This window comes from Nocardia colli, from assembly GCF_008704205.1.
GTDB lineage: Bacteria > Actinomycetota > Actinomycetes > Mycobacteriales > Mycobacteriaceae > Nocardia > Nocardia colli.
This window is the reverse complement of the sequence record NZ_VXLC01000006.1, coordinates 22,828-39,980: the sequence shown is the minus strand read 5'-3', so window position 1 is coordinate 39,980 and position 17,153 is coordinate 22,828. Positions and strand designations below refer to the sequence as shown.

At 67.3% G+C, this 17,153-nt stretch carries 15 protein-coding genes; 11 read left to right on the top strand and 4 right to left on the bottom strand.

The window, feature by feature from the left end:
* Nucleotides 1–50 precede the first annotated feature (50 nt).
* Nucleotides 51–1,250: a DUF3558 family protein gene (locus tag F3087_RS17150; RefSeq protein WP_191094010.1), complete on the top strand. Its 1,200-nt coding sequence runs from the start codon at nt 51–53 to the stop codon at nt 1,248–1,250.
* 29 nt (nt 1,251–1,279) lie between these two features.
* Here F3087_RS17150 and F3087_RS17145 read toward each other — a convergent pair whose 3' ends face one another.
* Nucleotides 1,280–1,510 carry a hypothetical protein gene (locus tag F3087_RS17145; RefSeq protein WP_150403000.1) on the bottom strand — a complete coding sequence of 77 codons (231 nt, stop codon included), beginning with the start codon at nt 1,508–1,510 and terminating at the stop codon, nt 1,280–1,282.
* A 245-nt stretch (nt 1,511–1,755) separates the two neighbouring features.
* Between F3087_RS17145 and hrcA the strand changes: the two genes are divergently transcribed.
* The 3 genes from hrcA (at nt 1,756) to F3087_RS17130 (ending at nt 4,821) form a co-directional block, all read left to right on the top strand.
* The gene (hrcA, locus tag F3087_RS17140; protein WP_150402999.1) at nt 1,756–2,787 is read left to right on the top strand and encodes a heat-inducible transcriptional repressor HrcA; all 1,032 of its coding nucleotides are present in this window, start codon (nt 1,756–1,758) and stop codon (nt 2,785–2,787) included.
* Between the two features lie 141 nt (nt 2,788–2,928).
* Nucleotides 2,929–4,080 (top strand): molecular chaperone DnaJ, encoded by a 1,152-nt coding sequence (gene dnaJ, locus F3087_RS17135; protein WP_150402998.1) that lies wholly within the window; start codon nt 2,929–2,931, stop codon nt 4,078–4,080.
* Nucleotides 4,081–4,821 (top strand): 16S rRNA (uracil(1498)-N(3))-methyltransferase, encoded by a 741-nt coding sequence (locus F3087_RS17130; protein WP_150402997.1) that lies wholly within the window; start codon nt 4,081–4,083, stop codon nt 4,819–4,821. It begins immediately after the preceding gene.
* A 75-nt stretch (nt 4,822–4,896) separates the two neighbouring features.
* Here the strand turns inward: F3087_RS17130 and F3087_RS17125 are convergent, their stop codons facing one another.
* The gene (locus F3087_RS17125; protein WP_150402996.1) at nt 4,897–6,150 is read right to left on the bottom strand and encodes an MFS transporter; all 1,254 of its coding nucleotides are present in this window, start codon (nt 6,148–6,150) and stop codon (nt 4,897–4,899) included.
* A 136-nt stretch (nt 6,151–6,286) separates the two neighbouring features.
* Between F3087_RS17125 and F3087_RS17120 the strand changes: the two genes are divergently transcribed.
* The 6 genes from F3087_RS17120 (at nt 6,287) to era (ending at nt 11,735) form a co-directional block, all read left to right on the top strand.
* Nucleotides 6,287–7,222: a LysR family transcriptional regulator gene (locus F3087_RS17120; RefSeq protein WP_150402995.1), complete on the top strand. Its 936-nt coding sequence runs from the start codon at nt 6,287–6,289 to the stop codon at nt 7,220–7,222.
* 246 nt (nt 7,223–7,468) lie between these two features.
* Complete coding sequence (locus F3087_RS17115; RefSeq protein WP_150402994.1) at nt 7,469–8,488, top strand: PhoH family protein; 1,020 nt, start codon at nt 7,469–7,471, stop codon at nt 8,486–8,488.
* A gap of 74 nt (nt 8,489–8,562) precedes the next feature.
* Nucleotides 8,563–9,117: an rRNA maturation RNase YbeY gene (gene ybeY / locus F3087_RS17110; RefSeq protein WP_150402993.1), complete on the top strand. Its 555-nt coding sequence runs from the start codon at nt 8,563–8,565 to the stop codon at nt 9,115–9,117.
* The gene (locus tag F3087_RS17105) at nt 9,114–10,460 is read left to right on the top strand and encodes a hemolysin family protein (RefSeq protein WP_150402992.1); all 1,347 of its coding nucleotides are present in this window, start codon (nt 9,114–9,116) and stop codon (nt 10,458–10,460) included. The genes ybeY and F3087_RS17105 overlap by 4 nt, the downstream gene beginning before the upstream one ends.
* Nucleotides 10,457–10,837, top strand: a complete 381-nt coding sequence (locus F3087_RS17100; protein WP_150402991.1) for a cytidine deaminase — start codon at nt 10,457–10,459, stop codon at nt 10,835–10,837. The genes F3087_RS17105 and F3087_RS17100 overlap by 4 nt, the downstream gene beginning before the upstream one ends.
* Nucleotides 10,830–11,735, top strand: coding sequence for a GTPase Era (gene era / locus F3087_RS17095; RefSeq protein ID WP_150402990.1), 906 nt, complete (start codon nt 10,830–10,832; stop codon nt 11,733–11,735). Before F3087_RS17100 ends, era begins: the two co-directional genes overlap by 8 nt.
* Here the strand turns inward: era and F3087_RS17090 are convergent.
* The gene (locus F3087_RS17090; RefSeq protein ID WP_150402989.1) at nt 11,732–14,902 is read right to left on the bottom strand and encodes an NACHT domain-containing protein; all 3,171 of its coding nucleotides are present in this window, start codon (nt 14,900–14,902) and stop codon (nt 11,732–11,734) included. The genes era and F3087_RS17090 overlap by 4 nt on opposite strands.
* A gap of 376 nt (nt 14,903–15,278) precedes the next feature.
* Between F3087_RS17090 and F3087_RS17085 the strand changes: the two genes are divergently transcribed.
* Nucleotides 15,279–15,644, top strand: a complete 366-nt coding sequence (locus F3087_RS17085) for a hypothetical protein (RefSeq protein ID WP_150402988.1) — start codon at nt 15,279–15,281, stop codon at nt 15,642–15,644.
* A 24-nt stretch (nt 15,645–15,668) separates the two neighbouring features.
* Here the strand turns inward: F3087_RS17085 and F3087_RS17080 are convergent, their stop codons facing one another.
* Nucleotides 15,669–17,108, bottom strand: coding sequence for an amidase (locus F3087_RS17080; protein WP_150402987.1), 1,440 nt, complete (start codon nt 17,106–17,108; stop codon nt 15,669–15,671).
* Nucleotides 17,109–17,153: the final 45 nt, after the last annotated feature.

Sequence of the window (17,153 nt, the reverse complement as noted above, 5' to 3'; positions counted from 1 at the left end):
ATCCGAGAATCCGCGAGGGAGGCTTCATTATTGGGTTAACCTGCCGGGGATTGTTCGATAAGCCGAGGGAGTTGCCGTTGATAGTGGGCGGCAGTCGGCGCTGGGCAACCATGGCGGCAATCGCCATGGTCGTGGCCGCGCTGTGTGGGTGCGGCACTATATCCAGGGAATCCGCGGCGCGACCCAGTGCCCAATCCACCCCGCCCCGGGCGGCGAAAGCGCAGGCAGGGACGCCGGGGTCGGCCGAATTGGCGGCCATCGCGCCCGGCGCCGCCGACCTCATGGCGCGGATCCGCGCCACCGATCCGTGCGCGTTGCTGAATCGCGAATATGCCGAGCGGCTGGGCGTTTTCCAGCGCTTCGACCGCAGCCCCGGCCTGGACCGCGGCAGCGGCTGGACCGGGTGTGGATTGATACTCAGCGCTCCGGACGACGCTTATTACGCGTTCAATCTGGAACTGGACAAGCTTTACACCTCGGACAAGCGCGCGGCGGACAAGACCGAGCAGATCAACGGCCGCACCGTGTTTCGCAGCGCGAACAGCGACGACCGGCCCGACGCGTACAGCTGCGAGTACCGAATCCCCGCCGGGGACACCGGATTCGCGCACTTCCTCAGCGTGTCCAAGCTGGCGGGCTCGGCGAGGACGCCGGTCCCGTGGTCGCAGCCCTGCCGGTTCACCAGGGAATACCTCGCCGCGACCCTGGACGGCCTGGTGGCCTTGCCGCCGCGCGTCATCGACGATCAGGGCGGGCGGTCGCTGATCCAGCGCAACCCGTGCGCGGCCACCGCCCCGATCACCGCGCAATTCCTCGGCTGGCAGATGACCTCGGTCGGCTGGCCCAAGGCGTACAAGTGCGCGATCACCCTGGTCCAGCCCGGCGGCTCGCACCGCGTCACCGTCGAGATCTCGTTCGATCAGACCAGCGAGCAGATGGTCAAGACGGGGGAGGTGCTGCGCCTACCCTCCGGCCTCGACGGCGGCCAGTCCATCCAGTACGCGCGCCACACGAACGTGGAGGGCCTCACCGGCATAGAGCTGCGCACGGTCCAGTCCACCGACCCGACCCGGCAGAACTCCAGCTGCGCGATGACCCTGAACTACCGCCGCGCCGACCCGCCCACCGCCAACAACGCCCACCTGCTGACGATCTCGGTCAACCTGGCCCCCGCCGCCCCGCCCTTCCCCTTCGACGCCTGCGCCCAAGCGGCTCAGATCACCCCCACTGTCCTGCACGCCATCCCCTGACCGCCGGCCGACGGTCGGTTCGGCGGGGATCAGGAAGCGATCACTCCGTTGGGCGGCCACGCCTTTTCGCGTCCGGCGCGGATCAAGATCCGGGCGGAGGTGGCGCGGAAGAGCCCGTCCTCCGGTTGCTCCGTTCGGACCGTGTTGTTCGTTTTGTCGATGATCAAAGTGCGGTCGAAGTTGTCCCGCATCTCCCCGAAGCGGTACTCCACCTCATTCGGTTCATCTCTGACCCGCAGGTAATAGACCAGCAGTGCCACGTTGCCCCCCAGTTCCTGGATTGTTCCCCTCCACCGTTACCGACGCACCGAATCCGCGATCGGTTCCATCGAGTTCCGGATCAGTGCCGTCCCGCACACCGCCCGCCCCACCTGGCGTGCGGGACGGCGAAATGGGTATAGGCAATTAGACTGGTTGAGCAGACGACCGGGAATCGCACGGTGTTGTGTGATGCGGGATTCGCCCGGTGCGGCGTACCCGAGGACGAAGCGAGGAGGTGGGGCCGATGTCGAGCACCGAAGACAGGCGCTTCGAGGTCCTGCGCGCGATCGTCGCGGACTATGTCGCGACCAAGGAGCCGATCGGTTCGAAGAGCCTGGTGGAACGGCATAATCTGGGCGTTTCCAGTGCGACCGTACGCAATGACATGGCGGTGCTGGAGGCGGAGGGCTACATCACGCAGCCGCACACCAGTTCCGGGCGCATCCCCACGGACAAGGGTTACCGGCAGTTCGTGGATCGCATCGCCGAGGTGAAGCCGCTTTCCGGAGCCGAGCGCCGGGCGATCATGGAATTCCTCGAGTCGGGCGTCGATCTCGACGACGTGCTGCGCCGCGGCGTGCGCCTGCTGGCCCAGCTGACCAGGCAGGTCGCGGTCGTGCAGTACCCGTCGGTGTCCGCGTCCACGGTCCGGCACATCGAGGTGGTCGCGCTGAATCCCGCGCGCCTGCTGCTCGTGGTGATCACCGACACCGGACGCGTCGATCAGCGGCTGGTCGAACTCGGCGCACTGGTCGACGACGAAGACTTGGCCGCACTGCGCGGCATGCTCGGCGGCGCGATGGACGGCAAACGGCTGGCGCACGCCTCGGCGGCGGTCGCCGAGCTACCCGAGCGGGCGCCGCTGCGCCTGCGCGATGTGCTGATCCGGGTGTCGACCGTGCTGGTCGAGACACTGGTCGAGCATCCGGAGGAACGACTCGTGCTCGGCGGCACCGCCAACCTGACCCGCAACGCGGCCGATTTCGGTTTCCCCGGCTCGCTGCGTGACGTGCTGGAGGCGTTGGAAGAGCAGGTGATCGTGCTCAAGCTGCTGGCCGCCGCGCAACAGCCGGGCACCGTCACCGTCCGCATCGGCGAGGAAACCCAGGTCGAGCAGATGCGCGGCACCTCGGTGGTGTCCACCGGTTACGGCACATCGGGCGCGATCCTCGGCGGCATGGGCGTGCTCGGCCCCACCCGGATGGACTATCCCGGCACCATCGCCTCGGTCGCGGCGGTCGCCCGGTACATCGGCGAGGTCCTCGCCGAACGCTGACGGCTCCGATGCCGCTGATACCCTCGTACTTCCGGCCGGATAAAGTTGAGTGCATCCGACTAATGCTGGCCATCAGCATGCGGTTGGAACGGTGAAGCACCGTCGGCACTGTCGAGAACGACCAAGGACTAGAGAACTCAAGTGGCACGGGACTACTACGGACTGCTCGGCGTCGCGAAGAACGCGACCGACCAGGAGATCAAGCGCGCCTATCGCAAGTTGGCGCGGGAGCTCCATCCCGACATCAACCCGGATGAGACGGCGCAGGCCAAGTTCAAGGAAGTGTCGGCCGCCTACGAGGTGTTGTCGGACCCGGAGAAGCGGCGCATCGTCGACCTCGGCGGCGACCCGCTGGAATCCGGCGGCGGCGGTGGCGGATTCTCCGGCGCCGGCTTCGGTGGCCTCGGTGACGTGTTCGAGGCGTTCTTCGGCGGCATGAGCAACTCCGGTGGCGCGCGCAAGCCGCGCGGCCGGGTGCAGCCCGGCGCGGACTCGCTGCTGCGGACCCGGCTCAGCCTGGCCGAATGCGCGGTTGGCGTGACCAAGCACCTCACCGTCGACACCGCGATCCTCTGCGACGTGTGTACCGGCGCGGGCACCAACGGCAAGTCCAAGCCGGTGCGCTGCGAAACCTGCGGCGGCGCAGGCGAAGTGCAGTCCGTGCAGCGCTCGTTCCTCGGCCAGGTGCTCACCTCGCGCCCCTGCCCGACCTGCCGCGGCGCCGGCGAGACCATTCCCGATCCGTGCCACAAGTGCGGTGGCGACGGCCGCGTGCGTGCGCGTCGCGAGATCGCCGCGCCGATCCCGGCCGGTGTCGCGAACGGCATGCGGGTGCGGCTGGCCGCGCAGGGCGAGGTCGGCCCCGGCGGCGGACACGCCGGTGACCTGTACGTGGAGATCGTCGAGCAGCCGCACGACGTGTTCGTCCGTGACGGCGACGACCTGCACTGCACCATCCGCGTCCCGATGGTCGACGCGACCCTCGGCACCACCGTGGTGATCGACACGATCCTCGACGGCCCCACCGAACTCACCATCGCGCCGGGCACCCAGCCGGGCGAGGTCTCGGTGCTGCGCGGGCACGGCATGCCGCGGCTGCGCTCCGGCGCGCGCGGCGACCTGCTGGCGCACCTGGACATCGTGATCCCGGCCAAGCTGGACGGCAAGCAGACCGAACTGCTGCGCAAGTACAAGGGCATGCGCCCGAGCGAGCGCGCCGAGGTCATGTCGACCCAGTCCGAGCACAACAGCGGCCTGTTCGCCAGGCTGCGGGCCTCGTTCAGCGGGCGCTAATTGGCCGCGACGGTCTTCTACCTCGACGAGGTGCCCGAACCGGGCGCCATCGCCGTGCTCGACGGCCCGGAGGGCAGGCACGCCGCCACGGTGCGCCGCATCCGGGTCGGCGAGCCGATCACGTTGTCGGACGGGCGCGGTGTGCTCGCCGAATCGGAAGTCGTTGCGGCCCAACGTGACCGGCTGGACCTGAAGGTCCTGAATCGCACGGTAGCGCAACCGATTCCGCCGCGTGTGACGGTCGTGCAAGCACTGCCGAAGTCGGACCGCTCGGAACTGGCCGTCGAGCTGATGACCGAGGCGGGCGCCGACGCGATCGTGCCCTGGCAGGCCGCCCGCTGCATCGCGAACTGGGAAGGCAAGGCGGGCAAGGCCGTCGACAAGTGGCGCGCCGCCGCCCGCTCGGCCGCCCGCCAGTCCCGCCGCCCGTACATCCCCGAGGTAGCGGACCTGCACCGCACCCGTGACCTGCTCGACCTGATTCGAAAAGCCAAGGCGGACGGCGCAATTGTCGCGGCACTGCACGAATCCGGCACGGGGCGCTTCACCGAACTCGCCTTCGCGGACGTGCCCGAGGTCGTGCTGATCGTCGGTCCTGAAGGCGGGCTCGACAACTCGGAGCTGACCTCGCTGTCCGAGGCAGGCGCGGATATCGTCCTGCTCGGCCCCACCGTGCTCCGCACCTCGACGGCCGCGGCTGTCGCCCTGGGTGCCCTCGGAGCTCTCACTTCACGCTGGTAGTTGTCCATGTGTCGGCAGCCGCACGGGTTCTGATTTCCCGCACCCCGAATCGCCGCACTGACACGCGTGCGTGTGTCAGAAGGCGTGCGGCTGCGGGGAGCCTTCGGCCGCCTTGCCGCTCGATCCGGTCGCACGGCTGCGAAATGCCAATGCGGACACCAGGATCAAGGCCAATACCAGCAGTGCTCCAACGTAGACAACAAGTCCCGGCCAGCCGTGCTTGGTGTAAGCGATCCCCGACGCGCCGCCGATAACGCCGCTGCCCACATAGAACGAGAACAGGTACAGCGACGAAGCGGCCCCGCGATTGCCGGACGCCAGCACGCCGACCCAAGCGCTCGCCACCGTGTGCGCGCCGAAAAACCCTGCCGTGCAAAGGGACATGCCGAGCACGAGCGTCACGAGGTTGTCCGGAATGGTCAGAACCAACCCGACACCCATCAGCACCACGGTGCCGGCGAGCACTCGATGCCGGCCGATCCGATCGGCCAGCCGCCCGGCGACCGTCGCGACCGCAGTACCGGCGAGATAGAGCAGAAACACCAAACCCGCTACCGCATCAGGCAATTCGAACGGCGGCTGCGTGAGCCGATACCCGAGGAAGTTGTAGAGCGATACAAAAGTACCCACCAACACCAACGCGAGCCCGAACAACACCAGCAGCCCGCGATTCCGCAACTGACCGGCGAGATCGCCCAGCACAGTGCGGATCCCAGCAGGCCGGGCGACGAAACCCCGCGACGGCGGCAGGCTACGAACGAACCACACGGTGCACACCGCCGCAGCTACCGAAATGGTCGCTTCGGCCCATCGCCAGGACCCCAGCCCGAGGGTGAACGCCGGAATCACCCGCCCGGCCAGCCCACCCATGCTGGTGCCCGCGATGTACACCCCCATCGCGGCCCCGAGCCCCGCCGTGCCGATCTCCTCCGCGAGATAGGCCATCGCCACCGCCGGCACCCCCGCCAACGTGAGCCCTTGCAACGCCCGCCCGGCCAGCAGCACCTCCAGCGACGGACTGAACGGCAGCAGCAACCCGATCGTCGCCGAACTGACCGCGGAAATCGTCATCACCCGCGTCCGTCCGATCCGCGAGGACAGCGCACTCACCGGAATGATCGCCAGCGCGAGAAACGCGGTGGTCAGCGAAACCGCGAGCGCCGCGTGTGCGGGTGTCGCATCGAATGCCTCGGACAGGCTCGGCAGCAACGCCTGCGCGCTGTACATGGTCGCGAAGGTGGCCAGCCCCGCCGCGAACAACGCCGCGGTGATCCGGCGCTCATGCGTCGTACGCCCCCCGGCGACCGGGCGGCTCTTCGTCGAGGTCATGGCTTTCAGGATCACCGGCCACCCCTTCCGAAGGGAAATGAATAATAATGGTGAAGTTGATGCACTGAGCGCATATAGAGAGGGCAGTCCAGGCCCGCTCTGAGCTGCGCTGTGACACGAGTCACCAGGAGGGCGTGTGCTGAGCGAAGACCTCGAATGGTTCACCACGCTCGCCGAACTGGAACGCGTCGGCGCGGCCGCCGAACGCCTGCACATCGCCCAGCCGACCCTGTCCCGCATGCTCGGCCGCCTGGAACGCAGGCTCGGCGTCGAGCTGTTCGACCGCCGCGGCAAACGCATCATCCTCAACGAATTCGGCCGCATTTATTACGAACAGGCCCGCCGCGCGCAATCCGAACTCGACACCGCCGCCCAATCCATCGCCGACCTGAACAGTCCGGCCAACGGTGTTGTGCGCCTGTCTTTCCTGCATTCCTTCGGCGGCTGGCTGGTCCCGCAACTGGTCGGCGAATTCCGCCGCGGTTCGGCCAGAATCACTTTCGCGCTGCGTCAGGGGGCCGCCGAAATGGTCGCCACCGATGTGCTCAGCGGGACTTCGGATCTGGGTATCGTCTCGCCGCGTCCGGCCATGCCGGGCATCGGCTGGCGCGGCCTGCTGCGGCAGCGGCTCGCGCTGGCCGTGCCGGTCGATCACCGGCTGGCCGGGCGCAAGCAGGTGCGCCTCGACGAGGTCGCCGAGGAGGATTTCATCGCCATGCATCCCGGCTTCGGCATGCGCCGCATCGTCGACGAACTGTGCGCCGCCGCCGACCTGCGCCCGCGGATCGCCTTCGAGGCCAGCGACCTGATCACCGTCGCGGGGCTGGTCGCCGCAGGTCTGGGCGTCGGAGTGCTGCCCGAGGAGGACATCGGCCCGGCGACCTCGCCGCGGGTGGCCGGGGTGAAGGCGGACGTGCGGCTGCCCGGGCCGGTGCTGATCCCGCTCGCGGACGCCGGCGCCACCCGCGAGGTCGGGCTGGTCTGGTCGGCCTCGACGTCGGCGTCCGGGGCGGCGCGACGGTTTCGTGATTTCACCGAGGATTGGGCGCAGCGGCGCCGGGGAATCCCCTGATCATCAAGCCTCTCCGTTAGCGGCTTATTCACTGGGCGGTGTCGGTGGGGCGCGTTAAACTTTCATCAACACAGCAGCACGTCGAGACCGGAAAGCAGGCTATAGCCACTTTTGAGAACACAAGGCGAGATCGGCGACCCGACCACCTCCACAGCAGGCTCGCGCTTACCCACCCCGCCGACTGCGTCGGCTGCCGCCCCCAAGAGCGCTGGCGATGAAAACACCTCGGGTCCCGCAGCACGCACCGTGCGTTCCAGTATCGAACTCGCTCCCGAATCCGTGTTCCCGTTCCTCGGTTCGGCCGACCAGAACCTGCGTGAACTCGAAGAGTTGCTCGACGCGGACATTCACGTCCGCGGCAATTCCGTCACCCTCACCGGCAAGGCGGCCGACGTCGCCCTCGCCGAGCGGGTGATCGAACAGCTCGTCGCGCTTACCGGCCGCAACCGAGTGGTGACCCCGGAAGCGGTGCGGCACACCGTTTCGATGCTCACGGAGGGCTCCTCCGAGTCCCCGGCCGAGGTGCTCAGCCTGGACATCCTGTCCCGGCGCGGCAAGACCGTCCGGCCCAAGACGCTGAACCAGAAGCGCTACGTCGACGCGATCGACGCCAACACCATCGTGTTCGGCATCGGCCCCGCAGGCACCGGCAAGACGTATCTGGCGATGGCCAAGGCCGTGCAGGCCTTGCAGACCAAGCAGGTCACCCGGATCATCCTCACCCGCCCCGCGGTGGAGGCCGGCGAGCGGCTCGGCTTCCTGCCCGGCACGCTCAACGAGAAGATCGACCCGTACCTGCGCCCGCTCTACGACGCACTGCACGACATGATGGATCCGGAGGCCATTCCGAAGCTGATGGCGGCCGGCGTCATCGAGGTCGCGCCGCTGGCGTACATGCGCGGCCGCACGCTGAACGATTCGTTCATCGTGCTCGACGAGGCGCAGAACACCACGGCCGAGCAGATGAAGATGTTCCTCACCCGGCTCGGGTTCGGTTCGAAGATCGTGGTGACCGGTGACGTCAGCCAGGTCGACCTGCCGACCGGCGCGCGCTCGGGTCTGCGCGCGGCGAGCGAGATCCTCACGGATATCGACGACATCCACTTCTCGTACCTGACCAGCAGCGACGTGGTCCGGCACCGGCTGGTCGCGGACATCGTCGACGCCTACGACCGGGCCGAGTCGGAGCGGGCGCCGCAGGTCGGCGCGCACTATCCGGGCAACCGGGCGCAGCGCCGGGCCGCGAGCCGAGGCGATCGACACTGAGTTGCGCGCAATGTCGGTCATTCGGTCGACACCCAACGGCGTTGGGTGTCGACCTGCGGCATTAGGCTGACCGGGTGAGTATCGAGATCGCCAACGAGTCGGGTATCGACGTGCCCGAAGAAGATCTGGTCAGCGTCGCACGCTTCGTGATCACCCGGATGGATGTGCACCCGGCCGCGGAGCTGTCGATGGTGCTCGTCGATCTCGACACCATGGCGGACCTGCACATGCGCTGGATGGACCTACCCGGCCCGACCGACGTCATGTCGTTCCCGATGGACGAACTCGAGCCGGGCGGCCGCCCGGACAGCCCCGAGCCCGGTCCGTCGATGCTCGGCGACATCGTGCTGTGCCCCGAGTTCGCCGCCGGCCAGGCCCGCAAGGCTGGGCACTCGCTCGATCACGAACTCGCGCTGCTCACCGTGCACGGCGTGCTCCACCTGCTCGGCTACGACCATGCCGAGCCGGAGGAGGAGAAGGAAATGTTCGCGCTGCAGGCCACCCTGCTCGAAGAGTGGTACGAGAGCCTGCGCGAGGCACAGCGGCGGGCCGAGCTCGCCGCCCGGGACGCCAGGTTGCTGGGGAAGGCGGGCTTCACCACACCGGGTGGCGCATTAGGACCCGCGTGACTTCGCTGACCCTGATCGTGCTCGCCGTCCTGCTGGTTCCGGTGGGCGGATTGTTCGCCGGTGTCGATTCGGCGTTGAACACCATCTCGCCGGCCCGCGTGGACGATATGGTCCGGGCCGACCGCCCCGGCGCGGTGCGGCTGAGCAAGATCGTCGCCGATCGCGCCCGTTACGTGAATCTCATGGTGCTGCTGCGCATTCTGTGCGAAATCGGCGCCACCGTGCTGCTGGCCGCGGCGCTGATCTCGGTCTGGGAAGACGATTGGGCGCTGCTGGTCACCGCCATCGTCATGGTGCTGGTGTCGTATGTGGTGATCGGGGTCGGTCCGCGTACCCTGGGCCGCCAGCACGCCTATTCGATCGCGTTGGGCGCGGCGCTGCCGTTGCAGTTCATCGGCGCGCTGCTCGGCCCGCTGTCGCGGCTGCTCATCCTGCTCGGTAACGCGATCACGCCCGGTAAGGGTTTCCGCAACGGCCCGTTCGCCTCCGAGATCGAGCTGCGCGAGGTGGTCGAGATGGCCAGCGAGCGCGGCGTGGTGGCCGACGAGGAACGCCGAATGATCCAGTCCGTCTTCGAACTCGGCGACACCGCCGCCCGCGCGGTGATGGTGCCGCGCACCGAGATGGTCTGGATCGAAGCGGACAAGACCGCGGCACAGGCGATGTCGCTCGCGGTGCGATCCGGGCACTCGCGCATCCCGGTGGTCGGCGAGAACGTCGACGACATCCTCGGCGTGGTCTACCTGAAAGACCTTGTGCCCTATGCCGAACGCGGCCGCAAGGTGCTGGTGCGCGAGGTGATGCGCCCGGCCGTGTTCATGCCCGACTCCAAACCCCTGGACAGCCTGCTCGACGAGATGCAGCGCCGGCGCAACCACATGGCGCTGCTGGTCGACGAATACGGCGGCATCGCCGGGCTGGTCACCATCGAGGACGTGCTCGAGGAGATCGTCGGCGAGATCGCCGACGAATACGACACCGACGAGACGCCGCCCATCGAAGACCTCGGCGACGGCCGCTACCGCGTCTCGGCCCGGCTGCCGGTGGAAGACCTCGGCGACCTCTACGGGCTCGACATCGAAGAGGAAGACGTCGACACGGTCGGCGGTCTGATGGCGCACGAGCTCGGCCGGGTGCCGCTGCCCGGATCCAAGGTCGAGGTGCACGGGCTGATGCTGCGCGGTGAGGGTGGCGCGGACACCCGCGGACGGGTGCGGGTGCATACCGTGGTGGTGCGCAAGGTGAAGGACGCCGACGGCGCGAAGTCGAACGGCAAACGCAAAGGCAATGGCGCGGATCGGGAGACCCCGGCCGGTCGACACGAGGACGGAGACACCGAATGACCGAATTGGATCCCGAGGACAACAAACTGCTGGTGCTGGCGCGCGGGGCGATGGGCCGCGCGGGCGGGGCCAGCGGCGCGGCGGTGCGCGACACCGACGGCCGCACCTACGCGGCCGGCGAGGTCAACCTGACGGCGCTGCGGCTGACCGCGTTGCAGGCGGCCGTCGCGGCCGCGATCTCCAGCGGCGCAGAGGGATTCGAAGCGGCCGTGGTGGTCAGCGGGCGGTTGTCGGACTTCGGGGTCACCGCGGTGCGTGAGGTGTCGCCGGAGGCGAAGATCATCTTCACCGACCGCGACGGCGCGGTCTTCGAGATCGTCGACGACGCCGCGATGACGGTCGACGCGGAAGCGATCAGCGAGGTGCGCGGTGGCTGACGGCGAATTCCGTTCCGGCTTCGTCTGTTTCGTCGGCCGTCCGAACACCGGCAAGTCGACGCTGACCAACGCCCTGGTCGGCCAGAAGATCGCGATCACCTCCTCGCGCCCGCAGACCACCCGCCACACCATCCGCGGCATCGTGCACCGCGAGCACACCCAGCTCATCCTCGTCGACACCCCCGGCCTGCACCGCCCCCGCACCCTGCTCGGTCAGCGGCTGAACGACCTTGTGCGCGATACGTATTCGGAAGTCGACGTGATCACGCTCTGCATCCCCGCCGACGAGAAGATCGGGCCCGGCGACAAGTGGATCGTGCAGCAGATCAAGCAGATGGCGCCCAAGACCACCTTGCTCGGTGTGGTCACCAAGATCGACAAGGTGAGCCGGGACCAGATCGGCGAGCAACTGCTCGCGCTCTCGAATCTGCTCGGACCCGAGTGCGACGTAGTGCCGGTATCCGCGGTCAAAGGTGAGCAGATCGAGGTGCTCATCGAAGTCATCGCGTCGAAAATGCCTGAGGGCCCGGCGTTTTACCCCGACGGAGAGCTGACCGACGAGCCGGAGGAAACCCTCATGGCCGAGCTCATCCGCGAGGCGGCGCTCGAAGGTGTGCGCGACGAGCTTCCGCACTCGCTGGCCGTGGTGATCGAGGAGGTCCTGCCGTACGAGCAGAACGAGGAAATGCTCGACGTGCACGCCATCCTGTATGTCGAACGGCCCAGCCAGAAGTCGATCGTCATCGGTAAGGGTGGGGCTCGGCTCAAAGAGGTGGGTACCAATGCGCGCCACCAGATCGAAAAGATCCTCGGGACACGGATTTACCTGAACCTGCACGTGAAGGTTGCCAAGGATTGGCAGCGGGATCCGAAGCAGTTGGGCAAGTTGGGGTTCTAGGGTCGCGCGAAATCACCGGCGGTCGTCGGCCGGTGGAACACGATGCGGCCCTGTGACACGGTTGTCCCGGTCGTCGCCGTGGCTCGGTCTACCGTCACGGTCAATCGCCGATCCGCATCCGGCTGTGGGATGGATGCCAGCCGAACCGGGCCGCCGTCCGCCCCGGCGCAGTCGTTCAGTGAGATTGCTTCCAGCAGTGGGAAATTGCCGAGCGGCGTGAGGTCGTTCGGCAGAGTGACCGCGGACAGATCGAGTACTCGAAGCTGGGGCAGCGCTGCGGTCAGTGCGGGCAATTGGTCGACCAAATCGCAATCGGCCAGCGTCAGCCGTTCGAGCGAGAGCGCTCGGCCGACGGTGGTGAGTGCGGCAGGCGCACCTTCGCCGCTGAGACTGAGCTCGTTCAGCCCGTGATCCAAGAGGCAGGTCAGCCTGTACTCGACGGGAACCGGCTCGAGGCCGAGTGAACGCAATGCCGCCGGTAGCGTCGTCAACCGGGGCAGCGACTGCCAGCCCACCAGCTGAAGGCGGCGCAGGCCGGTGCACACGGTGAGCGTGTCCAGGCCGTCGAGCACCGCCTGATGGTCATTGGTGGCGAGCACCAGTTCGCGCAGGTATCCGAGTTCGCGCGAAGCGGCCAGCGTGCTCAGATCGTTGACTCCTGTCAGCCGGAACAACGAGAGCAACGCCGCTGTCGGTAGCCCGTCGGCCGCCAGCGTGCCGATGCTCGACGGAAATTCGACGATCAGGGATCGCAGATTGCCGAGCCGGACAATCGGTTTCCACTGGCGCGGCCGCCACAGCCAGAGATCGAGACCGGGCTCTGCGGGAAAGTTGGCGAGCACCTCTGTGGCGTATTCGGCCGGGTCGTAGTAGTCCCAGGTGTTGATCAGCTCCTGTTGTATCTCTTGCCGTGGGTCCGTCGCATAGCTGCCCAGCAATCGCAACGACGCCGGTCCGCCGACGAGAGCCGCTGTCCGGACCGTCGTCATCGCGCTCACATCGGGTATGCCGTCGAGATTCTTCGGCAGGTAGCGCAGCAGCGGCTCACCGACAGCGACGAGCGAAGCGGCCTCGTCCAGGTCCTGTGGCGGCACTAGGCCGGCGATCGTCTCGTCCAGTCGCCGGGCCAGTTCGCCGGAGAGCGACTCGATCGTTTCCCAGCACGACGCGGCGAGTAGACGCAGGTGCCGGCCACTCTGGTCGCTTTCGTTCGCACGGTCGAGGATTCCACCGATCAGCACGCCCCGCTGGCTGCTGTTGGCATGCCCCGCCGCCATGATGACCGTGTCGCGCCACACGTCCAGATGAGCGCGCCCGACCAGGTTGCCCATGCGATCCTGCGCGGCGGCCTCCGCGGCCGCGAGATATTCCTGAAAGGTGCGGTGCACGAAGTCGATTCGGCCATCGGCGGGGGATCGCAGAACGCCCGAGCGATTGAGCAGATAGTCCAGTACATCGTGCGGATCGACCTCGAGGTGGCGCATGGACGCGATCCTCGCGGTCACGTATTCGGCGGCCTTGTCGATGTCGACCTCGTTGAGATTGTTGTCCGACAACCGCCAGGCCAGGTCGCGGAGCACAGCGACCTTGTCGGTCAAGCTGAGCGAAGCCTTCTGCGCGCTGGGGATATGGCGCTCCGCATCGCGCCGCTGCACGAGCAGATCGACGGCGATCTGATACAGCTCCATGCGATTTCGCGGCAGCTGTCGCTTGCGCCGCAGATGCAACGAACACAGCATCGCCGCGAGCAGCGGGTTGGTGGCAAGCGCTTGCAGGTGCGGGCGATCCCGGACGCTGGCGATTAGCGCGCGTTCGTAATCCGGTAGTTCGGCCGGTGCGCATGGCAGTCGCTGTCCGCTCGCACCGACGGCTTGGTGCCATTGGCGGATGAAGGCATTCAGGTCCGACTGCGTCATTCGTTCCAGCTCGATCGGTGCGAAATCGGCGGCATCCAGCCAATCATGTTGTGCAGCAATCGGTCTGGAAGTGACGACTACTCTGGTCAGCGGGTAGGCGTCGAGCAGGCGATGGATCCACTCCCGAACCTTGTCGCGATCCGCGGGAACGATTTCGTCCACGCCGTCGATCAGTAACAAGACCTGGCCGTCCGCCAGTTGGCGATCAATCCACGCGCTGGGCATGTGGCTCGTCAGAGGGCCCGCTGCGTCATCGAGCAACTCGTGCAGCTTGGGTAGGTCGCGCGCGGCGTAGCTGCGCAGCCTGAGCAGCACGGGGACCAGGCCGTTCCATGCGGCGAGGTTGCCGGTGAAGCTCGCCCGTGCTGCGGTGACCGCCAACCAGCGCAGCAGCGTCGTCTTGCCCGACCCCGCTTCGCCGCGGAGCAGGATTCGAAGCTTCTGGCTCAACGCGGCTTCGACTCGCCCGCCGCCGAATCCTCGTTCGTCAGCCTGTCGTTTATCGCCGAACCACAGATAGGTCTGGCCGACCACGCGCAAACTCACGTAGGCGACGGAAAGCTTTGTCCGCAAGGGTTGTTCGATCGCGAAGCTGAACAGTTCGACCTCGTCGAGGGTCCGGCTGATCAGCTCGAGATACTCGCGGCGAAAGGCGGCGTCATGGTCACTGCCGTCCGGTGCGTACAGCGAACGTTTGGGCAGCCGTTCCAAGACCTGCTCGACCTCGTCGCCCAATCTGTCGATGCGCCTGAGCAACTCGGGCACCGCGCGCTCGACGAAGACCGGCAGATGACGCACGATCTGGACATAGCAGTCGCAGCATTCCGCGACGATCTGGTCATACAAGGCCGTTCCGGCGGCGCTCAGCCAAGTCGGCTGCGGCACGGTGTCGCGTATCCGGCGAGCCAGCTGCGCCGGGTCGGCATTCGACGCGAAGATCGCGGCATCGGACAGATCGGCATGCTCGAAGGTATCCACTACCGCGTCGACAACAGCGGTGTGCTCACCCTCGTCCATCCCGCGAAACTCATGGGCCAGCATGGGTTCGAGCCGCCCCGCCACCGCATCCGCGATCTGCTCGAACTGCCGCTGCACACTGCGCTGCGGCCGAAGCCCAGGAACATACCGCCGAACCAGCTCATCCATCCCGGACCGCCGATCCTGATCCCCCCGCTGCTTCGCCAGCAGAAGCTGCGCCGCCCGCCCGACCAGCGCCGTACCGAGCCGCACCGCAACGACTTCCGCGCTCATCGTTCCCCCTGTCGCAAGACTTCTGCCGATCGCTCCTCGTGGCCCTCGATGATGCCACCACCCCCGGACACCTCGCGCGAACTGCGAAGGATCGATCGCCGCTCCCACCCCATAACCTAGGGATCCGCACGCGAACTCGGGATCGGCGCACCATCCAGTCGCGCTGGACATGCTGATTCGACCTGGAAGAATTGAGATCGTGGGAGCACAGCCGAAGGACCACTCGACAGCAAGAATTGTCCTGCGTTCGTTCGGGGAGGCTGTCCGAGCCCGGCCGCATATGTTCTTCGGTTGCCACCGGGAGGATCCCGGGCTGGCCGGTGCCGTTGTCGATGCGGTGGTGCGGGATGCACTGCGGGAAACCGATCGAGCGGCCGTGCGGGTCGAGGTGGTCATCGAGTCGGACCATCGGTTCACCATCACCGACAATCTGGTCAACGAGATGGGCAAGCTCGACGCGAAGGGCTTGCCCTCGAGCCGCTGGACACTCAGTGCGCTGCTAGCGGTCAGCGCGCGCACGTGGATCGAGATCCGAACCGCGGATCGACAATGGCTGCAAGAGTTTTCGGCGACAACGACCATCATGTCGCGGTGCGATCAGGAGTCGACGGAGCGCATCGGCACTCGTATCACGTGCGAACTCGACCGCGACTATTTTCCTGCGACGACAGTGCTGCCCGCGGCCGAAGATCTGCTGAACGCGTGGGACGACCGGGCGGTTGTCATAGACCTCCGGGGATAAGCTGCCTGCCCTCGGGAGCCTTGTTCAGTGAGATTGCCACCACGGCGCGGGGCGTTCGCGCTCCCAGTGCAGTTCTGATTCCAGTTGTGCGGCAAGTGAAATCAGTAACGGCTCGGTGGAGGCTGTGCCCATCAGTTGGGCACCGATCGGTAGGCCCGCGTCGGTGAAACCGGCGGGGACGTTGACGCTGGGCCAGCCGAGGACGTTCCATGGCCAGGTGTAGGGGCAGGCGGCGGTGATGAGGTTGTTGGTGGCGTGGACGCCGATGCCGTCGATGTCTTCGGCGCGTGGGGGAGGGGTGGCGGTGGTGGGGGCCAGGACCAGGTCGAAGTCGTGGAAGAAGGTGCCGATGCGCTTGTGCAGCAACGGTTCTGCTCGGCGGGCGGCGGAGAGTGCGGGTCCGTCGAGGAGGCGGCCGAGGCGGGTGTTGGCGATTGTGCGCGGATCTACCTGGGCGCCAGGGAATTTCTGGTGGGCCGCGCGGATACCGGCCATCGATCGAGGGAGGAATGATGCGCCGATCATGATGCCGTAATGGAGATCGGCGACGGTTACGGTGTGGCCGAGTTTGCGCAGGGTGTCGCCGATGCGCTGTACCGCGGCGGCGATTTCGGGGTCGAGCGCCGTCCTGGTCGCGGTGAACGGAGTGCGCAGCGAGAGGGCGATGCGCAGTCGGCCGGGATCGCGGCCCACTGCATCACTGGCGGAAATCGGTGCGGGAGTGTGTAAATCGCCCTGGTGCGGTCCGGCGGCCAGGTCGAGTAGCAGCGCGGCGTCGGCGACCGTGCGGGCCAACGGTCCGTTGACGGTGAGTCCGTAGAACGCTTCGGCATGCGGCCAGGTGGAGATGCGCCCGCGCTGCGGTTTGATGCCGACCAGATTGGTCCACGACGCGGGGATGCGGATGGAGCCCGCACCGTCGGAACCCAGTGCGGCAGGCACCAATCCAGCCGCGACGGCCGCCGATGAACCGCCGGAGGAGCCGCCCGGTGTGTGGTCGGCGGACCACGGGTTGCGGGTGTGCCCGAAGGACGCCGCGCTGGTGAACGGCAGCTGGCCCAGCTCGCAGGTATTGGTCTTGCCGACGATCACCGCGCCCGCCGCCCGCAGCCGCCGAACCGATTCGGCGTCTTCGGTTTTCGGCGCGAAGGTCCCACCGCAACCGAATGCCGTTGGCTCACCGGCGATATCGGTGTCGTCCTTCACCGCGATCGGCACGCCGAGCAGCGGCAGTCGCTCGCCGGCCGCTAGCCGTCGATCGGCTTCGGCCGCCTCGGCGAGTGCTCGCTCACGCCGCACGAGACGGAACGCGTTGAGCGTCGACTGCGACGCCTCGATCCGGTCGAGAGCCGCACCGACGGCGGCAACGGAGCTGATCGCACCCTGCGCGAGGGCGGCGGCATGCTCGGCCAGCCCGAGGTCGCCGGTCTGCGTGCCGGTGGTCTGCCGAGTGGGGTCCGTCATCGTGAGCTCCGTCTCGTCGTGCTTTCGGAAGACGGTAGCGCGCAC

Coding starts and splice junctions, on each gene's coding strand:
- hrcA (WP_150402999.1), top strand. CDS start 1,756: ATGTCGAGCACCGAAGACAGGCGCTTCGAGGTCCTGCGCGCGATCGTC.
- F3087_RS17125 (WP_150402996.1), bottom strand. CDS start 6,150: ATGACCTCGACGAAGAGCCGCCCGGTCGCCGGGGGGCGTACGACGCAT.
- F3087_RS17100 (WP_150402991.1), top strand. CDS start 10,457: ATGACCGAATTGGATCCCGAGGACAACAAACTGCTGGTGCTGGCGCGC.
- F3087_RS17090 (WP_150402989.1), bottom strand. CDS start 14,902: ATGAGCGCGGAAGTCGTTGCGGTGCGGCTCGGTACGGCGCTGGTCGGG.
- F3087_RS17080 (WP_150402987.1), bottom strand. CDS start 17,108: ATGACGGACCCCACTCGGCAGACCACCGGCACGCAGACCGGCGACCTC.